The sequence below is a fragment of the Candidatus Nomurabacteria bacterium genome (assembly GCA_020631975.1).
GTDB lineage: Bacteria > Patescibacteriota > Saccharimonadia > Saccharimonadales > CAIOMD01 > JACKGO01.
In genome coordinates this window covers 212415-224533 of the sequence record JACKGO010000003.1, presented here as the reverse complement: position 1 = coordinate 224533, position 12119 = coordinate 212415, and the positions used below count along the sequence as shown (strand labels likewise).

The following is a 12119-nucleotide window of genomic DNA, read 5'->3' as shown; positions in this document are numbered from 1 at the left end:
TTACCGCCCAATGGCACATATTCACACTCTAAGTGGCCAACATGATTTTACAGTGAGCGTATATATCGTGAGACAATTTGATGATATAGACTGGCGAATCGCATTACACGTACACAAAAAACATAATTCGTTGCTTCCTTTTGGTGGGCATATAGAACTAGACGAAACGCCATGGCAGGCGGTCGCGAGAGAACTAAAAGAAGAATCAGGGTATGATATGAGTTCGCTGTCCATTGTTCTTTCTAAGCCTAAACTAGGACTCGTAGGTTGCGATGAACATTTTGTACCGTTTTCTGTTAATACTCATGCTGTCCCAGGTGACGTACCTCATTACCATACTGATCTTACCTATGCATTTGTTGCAAAAGAAGAACCTACTAACGCAATTGCTGATGACGAATCTAGTGATATACGATGGCTAAGCCTACAAGAAGTAGAAGAGTTATCAGAAAAAGAAATCTATCAAGATGCAAGACAGTTAAGCGTATATGTGCTTCAATCTGTGCAAAACATGCCAGCACAGATATAGAGATGTTCAAACTAAGCTATAAAATGGTAAAATATCAATAGTTCTTATGGATAAAAATAAAGACAATACATTTGATGTACCAGCAGCGGAGATACAAGACAAGATAACTTTGCTGATGGGTTTGCCGCCAGAAGAAGCTACGGCAAGACTTGACAAAAATTCTGCTCCTCGCAGAATATCTTCACGTCGTTATAAAAGCACTGATGACACATCTAAAAGCGTAGAGAAAGTAACCGATGATCCACCTGCAGACACTAAGCCCAAGCCGCTCTTTGACGAAGCTGGCAACGAAACGGACGATACGGTTGTTGACGAAGTTATTGCTCAGGAACATAACACAAACACGGAATCTATAGCTGCAAGCTCATCAGATTATACGATTACTCCGCCTAAACAAAACGGTATTATCCGTTTTGCTAAAGCTTGGTGGAACCATAGAATTTTAAGAACAGTAATACTGTTGGCAGTGTTTGGAGCGGTGGTCTTTATAGTAGCTTTTCCACAAGCACGGTACTATGTTTTAAACACAGTTGGCGTGAGAGCAAGTGCACAGTTTAGAGTAGTCGATGTAATAAGTGGTAGGCCAATTAAAAACGTAACAGTAAGTATTGATGATAAGACTGCTAAAAGCGATGAAGAAGGTCTAGTAAAGATTAATGATATCAAATTAGGTCCAACATTAATTAATTTACAAAAACGTTCTTTCAAAGAAGAGCAAATTCCAGTAACAATTGGGTGGGGCAGCAACCCTTTTGATGGACCTTTAGAGCTGAATCCTACAGGTACCACGTTTGTTTTTACAGCCAAAGATTGGTTAAGTGGTTCTGCTTTGCAAAATGTTGAAGTTTCAGATGGTGAAAGTGTGGCACTTTCTGACGAAAACGGTCTTGCAAAACTTACAATAGAGCCAACAGAAAAAGATATTGCCGTTACATTTACCTATAATACATATAGAACCGAAACACTCACCATACCGGCTGACACTATCGCAAATGAAGAGGTACTACTTGTACCAAGCAGCCAAGATGTATTTATATCAAAAAGAAGTGGCAAATATGATATATATAGTCGCTATGTAGACGGAACTCAAGAAACCTTATTATTGCCAGGTACGGGTACTGAGCAATCCGATACCCATTTGCTTCCTAATCCAAAAAGTTCAGTCGTCGCATTAGTGTCTTCTAGGGACGGTTTACGCAACGAATCAGGCAGTATGACAAGTAGCGTATATCTTTTAGATACTACAACGAAACAAGTAGAAAAAATAGATACAAGCAGTAGCGAGCGTGTTCGTTTGATTGGCTGGGATGGTGACACTGTAGTTTTTGTTAAAACAGCTACGAATCAGCTAGCAGACAAGGGTAGCACACAAACAATCGTAGCCTATGATGCTGCAAAAAAAGAGGTACATGAAGTTGCAACTGCTAGTAACTTTACAGATGTTCGGCTTATTAAAGACGCAGTGTACTATGTGCTTCCTGTCAGTGATGGCTCCCAAAGCAAAGGTTTGACAAAATCGAGCCTCAACAATAATGAAAAAAAAGTGCTACTCGCGAAGAACATTTGGGCGGTATATAGAATAACCAACGATACTCTACAAATAAGCGCAGAAGGTGATGAATGGTACGAACTAACCCTTGAAAATGGATCAATAAAGCAACTCGAAGGTGCGCCGGCTGTTCCAAAAAATATTACCTATACGAGTAATCCGATAACTACAGACGTAGCATGGCTAGAAGAAAGAGACGGCAAGACAGTACTTTTGGTTTCTAGTAGTAATGCAAATGATTCCAAAGAAATAACCAAGCAATCAGGCATAAACTACCCAATTCGTTGGTTAAATAGCACAACGATACTCTACGCGGTAGCTACAGCCGGTGAAACAGCAGATTACATTGTCAGCACAACAAATGGCCAGGTAAAAAAAGTAGGTGATGTCACCCTTTCTGTGTATGCCGATAGTCAATACTACTATTAAAATATATGCATAATTATAGTCTTTTTATCGATAAAGTATGGCAGTTTTACGATACCCAAAAACGTGATTTGCCATGGAGACACATTAACGAATTAACAGCCCTAGATAGAGGTTACAGGGTTTTAGTATCTGAAATGATGCTGCAGCAAACGCAAGTCAGCCGTGTAGTGCCAAAATACCACAGCTGGTTAAAGCAATGGCCTACGCTTGCTGATTTTATGGAAGCAACACTTGCCGATGCAATAGTAGCTTGGAGCGGGCTTGGCTATAACCGTCGGGCAAAGTATTTGTTTGAATCTCTTCATGCTGTTTTTGCGCAATATAATGGAATAGTGCCGCCAGACGTACGAGCTCTCACTAAACTACCAGGTCTAGGTACAAATACTGCAGCTGCAGTTGTTGTTTATACCCACGACCTACCTGTTGCGTTTATCGAAACTAACATTCGAACTGTCTATTTACATGAGTTTTTTCCACATGCAAAAAACAGCATAACAGATGCAGATATCTTAAAATTAGTAAACACAACAATCGATACCGTTAAACCACGTGAGTGGTTTTATGCATTGATGGACTACGGTACATATATTAAAAAAACCTACGGTAACCAACTATATAAATCACATACATATAAAAAACAGGCAGCCTTTATTGGGTCTAGACGCCAGGTAAGAGGTAGCGTAATACTGCTGTTACGTCAAACAGTTTCTCTTACCCGTGATGAATTACATCGCGCTATAGACGATGATCGTTTAGACAGTGTCCTCGCCGATCTTATAAAAGAAGGACTCATAACGAGTAACAATACAGGTTCTTATCGTCTTGCGAGTGGGTAAAATGATATACTATTACTAATGAGATTATTGGTTATATCTGTGCTACTCCTCGTAATGGGCGTTGCTCCTAATGTACTTGCAGAAGGCCAAATTGATTCTAAAGATAGACTAATGGAACTGCAAGATAAGCGAAGTGTTTCAATTTTACCCCAAGACCGCGCGGTGGTATCAGAACAATGTATTAACAATAAACAAACTATCAAGACTTTGCAGACAGCAACAGATGAATCTGCTAAAAAGCGAATTGCCACTTACGGTGCTATTCAGAAAGAGATTAAAGCAATAGAACTGCGTATGTCCAAACAAGGCGCAGACGCATCAGAAGTTGATTTGTTGATTGGCAAATTACAACAAAGTTTAGATACGTTTACCGAAAAGTCACGCTATTCTCAACAACTAGCAGAAGACATTACAGCAGTAGATTGCGTCAACAGCCCAGAACTATATAAGGCTGGTATCGCAGAATATAATCAGACACGGCAAGAAATGTTTACTTTGGCAAGTGAGTTAAAAGTAACCGTATTGCTATCGCCCCAAACGACATTTAATCCACTGATAAATAGACTAAGAATATAAAATGAAACTAATTTTTAGACGCCCCAAACCAAAAGAACTCAACTTAGCTTGGATGATAGGTCTTACAATCGCAGTGTCTGCAGTTTTAGTGTTTATATCTTTTTTTGTTTTTTTAAATAGTGGAGCCTATGCAACCGTTAAGCAGATAAGTGCAGCCCAACAGGTTCTGCAAAGCGACTTAGACGATATTGATACTACAAGCCCGATTCAGGCTGATGATCTAGAGTACTATTCAAGAACATTACCTCAACGGGTTAAGTCATTTAATGATGCTGCAGACTTTGGACCGACTGGTCTTTAGCGCTTAACAAACGCTTTACGAGCCCATTCATCCAAGCTACCACCACCTCCTCCTGCGAGTAGTAACACTAGCGCACCGCTGTTAGAAGCTTGTATGATAGTAGATTTTAGTTCGTCATTGAGCTTGGCAGTGTGTGCATGTGCAGACTCAGGTAATTGAGCAATGAATTGTTCTGGGTGAATAATATCTAGTTCTGGGTCTTCGCGCGCAAGATAACTGGGTAACCAATAAAGTGCATCTAACTGTTGAAAAACATCCTTATAGGCATCTCTCATAAAATGTTGGCGTCTGTTGGTTAAAGGCTCGTACACCACAACGATTGATTTGCCATACTCTTTCGCAAGCTGTAGCGTTGCAGCTATTTCTTCTGGTGTGTGGGCGTAATCACTGTATATATTATCGGTTAGTTTTTCAAAGCGCCTATTAGACCCAGGATAGGCGTTTAAGGCGCGTATAATTGATTCATAATCATTTGTACGCTGGATCATTGCCATAGCTGTCGCCACACCTGCTGCATTGCTCCTATTGTGGGCACCTTTTATTTTTAGCAACGGTAGTAGTGATTCATCTATTTCATGAACATTATTTTTTGATTCTATTGATAAATACTTTAATTCACTTTTATGCGCAATTACATTTTTAGATTGGCTCACGAATTGCCTAAAAGCATCAATATAATTTTTTCTAGTAGGGTATTGCTCATGATGATCCCAGTCTACTTTTGTGAGTACACTGATGTATGGCTGATAAGCTAAAAAATTCTTATCAAATTCATCGCATTCATACAAAAAATACTTGCTCGATGGGTCGTAATGGCCCATGTCTCCAAAACTAATTTTTGCGCCAACTGAATAGCTTATTGGTACACCGAGTTGTTTAGCTGTCCATACGGCCATTGCAGTTGAACTGGTTTTTCCGTGTGTACCTGCAAAAGCAATTAGTTTTAGTTTTTTTTCTGTTAAAAAGTACTGTAAAAAATCATCTCTTTTAGAGTGATGAATACCCAACTCATGAACATACATTAATTCGGGATGGTGGGGGTTTTCTAAGGGTAACGCAGACGTATACACAAACCAGTCTATAGGCTTTGTTTGATGCATCTTTGCAATTGCTTCTTTTGTTTGCTCAATATAAAGCTGAATGCCGTGCTTTTGTAAATACGTTGTATATTGGCTTGCTTGCTTATCAGATCCAGATACTTCATAGCCAGCTTGTTTGGCAATCAATGCCAGAGGCCCAATACCAGTACCGCCTATGCCAGAAAAAAATATATGCATAATTGTCATCATACCTTATAAATTGCTATACTTACAGTAGTGCATGGTATTTTTACCTCATGATACAAAAAATTATAAACATACTATTTAAAAAACGTCATTTTTGGCGTAACGTCGGTTTTGACGAACTAAGTGAACTGTACACGAGTGAATTTTTGCGTAGCTTAGCTATGAGTATAATTGGTATTTTTGTGCCAATATATCTATACAAACTTGGTTATTCACTGACTGATATTTTTGGAATGCAAGTAATATGGGCAGCTATACGGCCACCGCTATCTTACATGGCGGCTAAAAGTGTTGCTATATTTGGCCCAAAGCACACAATGGTGCTTGCTTCTATTGTGCAAATTGTATACCTAGCTACTCTTATGAGTATGCAAAGTGCTCAGTGGCCGCTCGCTCTGCTTGCAGTGTTAGGGTCGTTGTCTTACACGTTGTTTAACATTGCTATACAGGTTGACTTTTCTAAAGTAAAACATACAGAGCATGGCGGCAAAGAACTTGGTTTCTTAACTATATTTGAACGTTTTGGTGCAGCCGTAGGGCCACTTGTTGGTGGTGCTATAGCGACATTTGTCTTCCCCCAAGCCACAATATTCATTGCCATTGTTGTTATGGCCTTATCGCTTGTTCCACTATTTTTAACTGCAGAACCGACCAGAACAAATCAGTTTATTACACTAAAAGGGTTTCCATGGAAAAGACACAAGCACGATTTTATAGCAGCAACATTCTTTGGGGTGGAAAACGTCGTTTCAATTGTTGTCTGGCCATTGTTTATATCTATAGTACTATTTACAAGTAATACATATGCAATTGTAGGTTTACTTACAAGTGTAGGTACGGCAATGGCTTTGCTGACATTCTATTTAATAGGCAAACTCATAGATGATAAAAAGGGTGGTTTATTACTGAAGGTAGGTGTTTTTGTTAATTCAATAATGCATATATTACGAATATTTGTAACGACACCAATTCAAGCACTGCTTGTGAGCATCGTTAACGAGCCAGTGACGGCCAGCTACCGTATGCCTTTTGCAAAAGGTTTATATGACGCCGCCGATAGCGTTACTGGTTACAGGATTGTGTACATTACGCTATTTGATTCATTTAGAATGTTTGGGTTGCTTATATTTTGGTCAGTAGCATTTGTTACATCTTTGTTTATTCATGATGAAAAAGTGCTTTTGCAAACATTATTTGTATATGGCGCTATTAGTTCATTAGGTATTTTAACGCAACGTTTTGCAGCATTAAGGTAATATACAAGTATGATTAATAAATCTAAAGCGCATCATTACTGGAAGGCTATTCGCAGGCCGTCATTATTTGTTATTGTTGCTGGTTTTGTATTATTTAGTGCTCTAAGTATATATGGGCTTCGTATAAACAACACCCGTATGCTCGAACTTAAGCAAGCAGTTTTTACAGCAGATGAACAAAACGGTGACATAGAAGCAGCTTTGCAAAATCTTAGAAACCACGTGAACTCACATATGAACACGCAACTCCGTGCCCCAGATGCAACAGAACCACCTATTCAATTGGTAAATCAATTCAATCGCTACGTACAAGCAGAACAGCTTAAGCTCGCTAATCAAGACACGAATAAGGTATACCAAGACGCACAAGCACGTTGTGAAACGGGTGCGATACCTCTTACGGCGCGGGCACAGTGTATTCAAGAATACATAATTGCAAACGGCGGTAATGCACCACAATTGTCTTTACCACCAAAAGAACTCTATACGTTTGACTTTGCTAGCCCTAAGTGGTCACCCGATTTAGCTGGCATATCTATTGTACTAGCCATCACCTTTTTCACCCTATTAGTCATTCGGCTAATAGTCGGTAGGTATATGAAGCGAGAGTTACAATAAAAAAGCTCCTCGTTTACGGGGAGCTTTTTTATTGTAACCAGTAAAGTACTAACTAATTGTTGGTATCTTGTTGTGGTTGTTGTGGTTGATTTTGGTTCTGGTTCTGAGTTTGGCTAGGATTACCGCCGTTTTTCTTGTACTCAGTTATTGCTGTAACAACTTGACCATCATCTTTTAGGTTTTCCCAGAACATTACATGTTCCTTTCGGATGTACATTACATCTTCTGGACCGTGTATTTCGTTACCCAACTTCGCAAGTGATATATTTTGAGTTGGCTGTTCGTTTGGATTTGGCTGAACTTGCTCTACACGTACATAGTAAATGTCGTTGAGCTTGTAGTAGTCACCATTTAATTCACTTAATTTACCAAAGTATACTTGACCATCTGCGCTATTTAAGAACACAGCTTGGTACTTGTCTTTATTGATTTCTGCTGAAATACCTTGGGTACTTTTTATTACAAAAACAAAGACTAGTGCAATGAGAAGTACTACGACAGCTGCAACTGCTGCAATCTTTGCAATTGTTCCTACCTTAGGTTTCTTATTTTTTGATGCACCACCGTGGTTTACAGGTGCTTGCACGGGTACTTGCCCACCAGCTGGAGCCGGCCTATTCATACGATTTAACTGTTCCATATACCCCTTTACCTCTTTATATTAATTAACAGTTTATGTACCTTATAGTGTAATCAAGCATAAGGCTTTTGGCAACAACTTTTTTTCAACTCACATAAAACCTGTTGACAACAGTTACCACAAGAGGGTATGGTAAAAGTACTACTAACAGTGTAAGGAGAAGAGTATGGCGTATCAACACACGAACTCAAAAGGTGTAACATATCACTTGAACTCAAAAGATGTAGTTCTACGCGGTGGCAAGAAGCAAACTATTTATTACTTCAGTAAGGATGAGCGACCTGAAGCATGCGATCTACCAGACGGTATGAGCGTAAACGAAAATCCTCGTAACGGTTTCTTGACAGTAAAGCGCGACAAAAAATAGCAAATTACTAAGAGAATACATTAGTCAGCGATCACGTTTAGTGGGTCGCTGACTTTTTATATGAAGCAGCGTATAGTTATAGATATATGGTAAAATCAGCGGTCGTCAAGGTAAAAAAGCTTGTAAAGAAATACGATAACAAGAAAGTTGTTGACGGTGTTTCTTTTTCAATCGCTCAGGGCGAGATCTTTGGTATATTAGGCCCTAACGGTGCTGGTAAAACGACCACGTTAGAAATGATAGAAGGCTTGCGCCTTATTGATGCAGGCGAGGCGTATATAGACGGCATCAACGTGGCTACACACCCAACAGATATCCGTTACCGTATTGGTGTGCAACCTCAATCACCAGCCTTTCAAGATAAAACTAAAGCGGTAGAAGTATTAGACATGTTTGCCGCTGCTTATGGTGTAAAAAGTAGTAGCCACGATTTGCTTCAAAAAGTAAGTCTCCTAGATAAAGCCTCTACGTATACCGAGCAACTATCTGGTGGGCAATTGCAGCGGCTTAGCATTGCTGCAGCACTTGTACATAGTCCGAAAGTACTATTTATGGATGAACCCACTACAGGCTTAGACCCACAAGCACGTCGTAACATATGGGAGCTCGTAAAAAGCATCAAAGCCAACGGTGTTACTGTAGTGCTTACTACGCATTATATGGAAGAAGCTGAATTGCTTTGTGACCGTGTAGCAATTATGGATAAAGGGGTCGTGATAGCAGTAGATACTCCTCAGATACTTGTAGAACAGTTGTTAATGCGAGGGTTCAAAAAGAAACGTCAGGTAAACCAAGCCAACCTAGAAGATGTCTTTATAGATTTAACAGGTAAAGAACTACGAGATTAGCCCATATGAGCAGTTTTTACACTATTAAAACAATTGCGGTAATAAATACAAAACGTTTTTTTCGTGATAAATTGGCTATTTTCTTTACAATTGCCTTTCCGTTAATATTTTTGATAATATTTGGATCTTTATTTAACGGTGATAACAACGTCTCATTTAAGGTAGCACTAATTAACGAATCAAGTAGTCAGATAGCGACACAATTTGTTAATAGTGCAGGCCAATCAAATATTCTAAAAATTGACAGTTCAATTGATAATAAAGACCAAGCAGTTAAAAAGATGCAAAGAAGCGAACTAGATGCAACAATCATTCTGCCCCAGAGTTTTGGCCAACAACAAAATGGTATTCCATCAGGGCAAGTAACGGTTTTATACAATGAAAATAGTCAGCAAGCTGGTAGTGCGTTGTCTTCTATACTAAAAGCCCAGATGGACGAGTTGAATAAACAGTTTGTTGATACGTACGTACCTTTTACTGTTGTGCAAGAATCTACCAAGGCACAAGGTCTGTCGCAATTTGATTACACCTTTGCTGGTTTAGTGGGCTTTGCAATTATTAGCCTTGGCATTTTTGGCCCGACCAATGTCTTTCCAGAGCTTAAAAAACAAGGCGTATTGCGTCGCTTACATACAACACCCTTGAAAGTGAGGCACTATTTTATAGCAAACGTTGGGTCACAGGGCCTGATTGGGATGTTATCTATCGCTACGATGTTTATTTTTTCTCTACTTGTTTTTGATTTACAGATGAAAGGTAGCTATGTAACATTCGCAGCGTTTGTGGCGCTTAGCATTGTCATGATATATGGCATTGGCTTAGCTATTGGTGGCTGGGCAAAGAACGAACGCCAAGCTGCACCGCTTAGTAATTTAGTGACATTTCCAATGATATTTTTGTCTGGCACGTTTTTTCCAAGGTTTCTCATGCCTGAATGGCTACAATCTGTTACCAATTTATTACCACTAACACCCGTTATTGATGGGGTGCGACTTATTGTGACAGAAGGCAAGGGTATGCTAGAAATTCTCCCACAGGTAGGGCTAGTGGCCGTATGGGCACTCGTAATTTACCTTATTGCGTTTAGAGTCTTCCGCTGGGAATAGACATATAAGCATAAACATGCTATAATATATTTATGGATAGCGCTAATTTTCCAAATTATGATCCTTCTGCTTATGAAAAATTACCAATCGATCGCAGAAAGAGCAAAAAATGGACTGATGATGGTCGGGCGGCGTTAGGTATGAAACCCCTTTATCACGATGATGAAAAAATAGAGTTTGTGTCTGCTGAAGCGGTAAATTTGTCTAATAAAATATTCTACAGCGATTTACAAAAACCACTCATAGTACGCAAGCTAGAAGATATGATTTTACAAGCTTATGTAAATCAAAAAATTACTGAAGAAGAAGCTTCTGGCTTAGTCTGCTACATAGAAGAGGTACTAGTGTACCAAGAAAACCAGCCACCAGCTAGAGATAGCGATGCGCGTAAGCGCCAACTTAATGATTCGTAGCGTATAATAACAAAATATGTTTTCACTACATAGTCTAAAGAGGCCATTTTTTGTTTTGGCACCAATGGATGACGTCACAGATACAGTTTTACGCCAGATTGTTGCAGATTGTTCACCACCAGATTTATTTTTTACTGAATTCGTCAATGTAGACGGCTTACAAAGTAAGGGGCGTGACAAACTGCTGCACAGGTTAGACTACACTGCTAAAGAACGCCCGTTAATTGCTCAAATATGGGGCAAAAATCCAGAAAATTACGAAAAAACCGCCAAAGAACTTGTTGCTATGGGCTTTGCTGGTGTTGATATTAATATGGGTTGCCCAGATAAATCAATCACAAAAAACGGCTGTTGTTCGGCGCTCATTAATAACCGCGAGCTTGCAGTTAGCATCATAGCCGCCGTTAAGCGTGGTGTGGCTGGCCGTATACCAGTAAGTGTAAAAACCCGTACCGGTTGGAATGAAGTTGATTACAGCTGGCCTGAGCTGCTACTAAAGCAAGATATAGATATGCTCACCATACATGGGCGCACTAAAACAGAAATGAGCAAAGTACCAGCTCGTTGGAACGATATCGCGCACATACGAACGATACGGGATAGCGTGGCGCCTCACACTCTTGTTGTTGGCAATGGTGATGTACTTAGCAGGCAGGAGGGTGAACAACTAGCAATGCAGCACCGCTTAGATGGCATTATGATTGGGCGGGCTATTTTTCATGACCCATATGTATTCGCTACACAAAGTCCGTGGGCATATACTTCACAAGTAAAAAAACTACAAATGTACAAACAGCACATAGAATTATTTTGCCAAACTTATGAACCAAAAAACGATGAAACTAGGTGGGTCCGTAACTGGGAAAGTCTAAAACGAATGGCAAAGATATATATTCATGGTATTGAAGGGGCAAGCGCTTTTAGAGATGTCTTTATGCGCAGCACAACAGCAGCAGAAATGTTGCAACATCTAGATAACGAGATTACAAAGCTACAAAACAACTAATTACTTATATTTCGCACTCCACTGGGCCATGTCCTGAAGTATGGTTTGCAAATCTCTACCTTTTGGGCTCAGCTGGTATGAATAGCGGGGTGGGTGCTCACAATACAAGCGCTTGTCTACAATATCTTCTTGCACAAGCATGTTAAGACGCTGGCTTAGTGTGCGCGGGCTAATGCCTATTAGTAATTTTTCTAAATCGCTAAATGTTTGCGGGCATAACGTTAGTTCACGAATCAGCAGGGGCGTCCATTTATCACCAAGTATCTGCAGTGCTTTTGCAATGCAACCAGCTTTTTGTAGTTCTTGGGGTGCTGATTGAGTCTTCATACAAAAAGTATACCATAAATAGACTTTACAAA

General features: G+C 39.7%; 15 protein-coding genes. 12 read left to right on the top strand and 3 right to left on the bottom strand.

Annotated elements, in window-relative coordinates; translation table 11 throughout:
• Nucleotides 1-10: 10 nt before the first annotated feature.
• Genes H6795_04040 through H6795_04020 form a run of 5 tightly spaced genes read left to right on the top strand, consistent with a single transcriptional unit; the run spans nucleotide 11 to nucleotide 4220 of the window.
• On the top strand, nucleotides 11-529 hold the full coding sequence (locus H6795_04040; GenBank protein MCB9817663.1) for an NUDIX domain-containing protein: 519 nt from the start codon (nucleotides 11-13) through the stop codon (nucleotides 527-529).
• Nucleotides 530-575: 46 nt separating this feature from the next.
• Complete coding sequence (locus tag H6795_04035; GenBank protein MCB9817662.1) at nucleotides 576-2507, top strand: hypothetical protein; 1932 nt, start codon at nucleotides 576-578, stop codon at nucleotides 2505-2507.
• 5 nt (nucleotides 2508-2512) lie between these two features.
• Entirely contained in the window at nucleotides 2513-3343 is an 831-nt protein-coding gene (locus H6795_04030) for an A/G-specific adenine glycosylase (protein ID MCB9817661.1), read from the top strand.
• An 18-nt stretch (nucleotides 3344-3361) separates the two neighbouring features.
• Complete coding sequence (locus H6795_04025) at nucleotides 3362-3919, top strand: hypothetical protein (protein MCB9817660.1); 558 nt, start codon at nucleotides 3362-3364, stop codon at nucleotides 3917-3919.
• 1 nt (nucleotide 3920) lies between these two features.
• Entirely contained in the window at nucleotides 3921-4220 is a 300-nt protein-coding gene (locus tag H6795_04020; protein ID MCB9817659.1) for a hypothetical protein, read from the top strand.
• Here H6795_04020 and H6795_04015 read toward each other — a convergent pair.
• The gene (locus H6795_04015) at nucleotides 4217-5497 is read right to left on the bottom strand and encodes a hypothetical protein (GenBank protein ID MCB9817658.1); all 1281 of its coding nucleotides are present in this window, start codon (nucleotides 5495-5497) and stop codon (nucleotides 4217-4219) included. The two genes, H6795_04020 and H6795_04015, sit on opposite strands and share 4 nt — an antisense overlap.
• A gap of 59 nt (nucleotides 5498-5556) precedes the next feature.
• Between H6795_04015 and H6795_04010 the strand changes: the two genes are divergently transcribed.
• On the top strand, nucleotides 5557-6762 hold the full coding sequence (locus H6795_04010; GenBank protein ID MCB9817657.1) for an MFS transporter: 1206 nt from the start codon (nucleotides 5557-5559) through the stop codon (nucleotides 6760-6762).
• 9 nt (nucleotides 6763-6771) lie between these two features.
• Entirely contained in the window at nucleotides 6772-7380 is a 609-nt protein-coding gene (locus tag H6795_04005) for a hypothetical protein (protein ID MCB9817656.1), read from the top strand.
• 52 nt (nucleotides 7381-7432) lie between these two features.
• Here the strand turns inward: H6795_04005 and H6795_04000 are convergent, their stop codons facing one another.
• A complete protein-coding gene (locus tag H6795_04000) occupies nucleotides 7433-8002 on the bottom strand; it encodes a hypothetical protein (protein MCB9817655.1) in 570 nt (189 codons plus the stop codon).
• A gap of 184 nt (nucleotides 8003-8186) precedes the next feature.
• Here H6795_04000 and H6795_03995 point away from each other — a divergent pair, with 184 nt between their 5' ends.
• The 5 genes from H6795_03995 to H6795_03975 all read left to right on the top strand — a co-directional run bounded on the left by H6795_03995 (nucleotide 8187) and on the right by H6795_03975 (nucleotide 11760).
• Nucleotides 8187-8387 carry a hypothetical protein gene (locus H6795_03995; GenBank protein ID MCB9817654.1) on the top strand — a complete coding sequence of 67 codons (201 nt, stop codon included), beginning with the start codon at nucleotides 8187-8189 and terminating at the stop codon, nucleotides 8385-8387.
• A gap of 86 nt (nucleotides 8388-8473) precedes the next feature.
• Nucleotides 8474-9235, top strand: a complete 762-nt coding sequence (locus H6795_03990; GenBank protein ID MCB9817653.1) for an ABC transporter ATP-binding protein — start codon at nucleotides 8474-8476, stop codon at nucleotides 9233-9235.
• Between the two features lie 5 nt (nucleotides 9236-9240).
• The gene (locus H6795_03985) at nucleotides 9241-10341 is read left to right on the top strand and encodes an ABC transporter permease (protein ID MCB9817652.1); all 1101 of its coding nucleotides are present in this window, start codon (nucleotides 9241-9243) and stop codon (nucleotides 10339-10341) included.
• 32 nt (nucleotides 10342-10373) lie between these two features.
• Nucleotides 10374-10754, top strand: coding sequence for a hypothetical protein (locus H6795_03980; GenBank protein ID MCB9817651.1), 381 nt, complete (start codon nucleotides 10374-10376; stop codon nucleotides 10752-10754).
• Between the two features lie 16 nt (nucleotides 10755-10770).
• Nucleotides 10771-11760, top strand: a complete 990-nt coding sequence (locus tag H6795_03975; protein ID MCB9817650.1) for a tRNA-dihydrouridine synthase — start codon at nucleotides 10771-10773, stop codon at nucleotides 11758-11760.
• Here H6795_03975 and H6795_03970 read toward each other — a convergent pair whose 3' ends face one another.
• A complete protein-coding gene (locus tag H6795_03970; GenBank protein MCB9817649.1) occupies nucleotides 11761-12087 on the bottom strand; it encodes a helix-turn-helix transcriptional regulator in 327 nt (108 codons plus the stop codon).
• Nucleotides 12088-12119 lie beyond the last annotated feature (32 nt).

What these genes read in the sequence shown, in the direction of transcription:
- H6795_04040 (MCB9817663.1), top strand. Translation starts at nt 11, where the DNA reads ATGGCACATATTCACACTCTAAGTGGCCAACATGATTTTACAGTGAGC.
- H6795_04035 (MCB9817662.1), top strand. Translation starts at nt 576, where the DNA reads ATGGATAAAAATAAAGACAATACATTTGATGTACCAGCAGCGGAGATA.
- H6795_04030 (MCB9817661.1), top strand. Translation starts at nt 2,513, where the DNA reads ATGCATAATTATAGTCTTTTTATCGATAAAGTATGGCAGTTTTACGAT.
- H6795_04025 (MCB9817660.1), top strand. Translation starts at nt 3,362, where the DNA reads ATGAGATTATTGGTTATATCTGTGCTACTCCTCGTAATGGGCGTTGCT.
- H6795_04020 (MCB9817659.1), top strand. Translation starts at nt 3,921, where the DNA reads ATGAAACTAATTTTTAGACGCCCCAAACCAAAAGAACTCAACTTAGCT.
- H6795_04015 (MCB9817658.1), bottom strand. Translation starts at nt 5,497, where the DNA reads ATGCATATATTTTTTTCTGGCATAGGCGGTACTGGTATTGGGCCTCTG.
- H6795_04010 (MCB9817657.1), top strand. Translation starts at nt 5,557, where the DNA reads ATGATACAAAAAATTATAAACATACTATTTAAAAAACGTCATTTTTGG.
- H6795_04005 (MCB9817656.1), top strand. Translation starts at nt 6,772, where the DNA reads ATGATTAATAAATCTAAAGCGCATCATTACTGGAAGGCTATTCGCAGG.
- H6795_04000 (MCB9817655.1), bottom strand. Translation starts at nt 8,002, where the DNA reads ATGAATAGGCCGGCTCCAGCTGGTGGGCAAGTACCCGTGCAAGCACCT.
- H6795_03995 (MCB9817654.1), top strand. Translation starts at nt 8,187, where the DNA reads ATGGCGTATCAACACACGAACTCAAAAGGTGTAACATATCACTTGAAC.
- H6795_03990 (MCB9817653.1), top strand. Translation starts at nt 8,474, where the DNA reads ATGGTAAAATCAGCGGTCGTCAAGGTAAAAAAGCTTGTAAAGAAATAC.
- H6795_03985 (MCB9817652.1), top strand. Translation starts at nt 9,241, where the DNA reads ATGAGCAGTTTTTACACTATTAAAACAATTGCGGTAATAAATACAAAA.
- H6795_03980 (MCB9817651.1), top strand. Translation starts at nt 10,374, where the DNA reads ATGGATAGCGCTAATTTTCCAAATTATGATCCTTCTGCTTATGAAAAA.
- H6795_03975 (MCB9817650.1), top strand. Translation starts at nt 10,771, where the DNA reads ATGTTTTCACTACATAGTCTAAAGAGGCCATTTTTTGTTTTGGCACCA.
- H6795_03970 (MCB9817649.1), bottom strand. Translation starts at nt 12,087, where the DNA reads ATGAAGACTCAATCAGCACCCCAAGAACTACAAAAAGCTGGTTGCATT.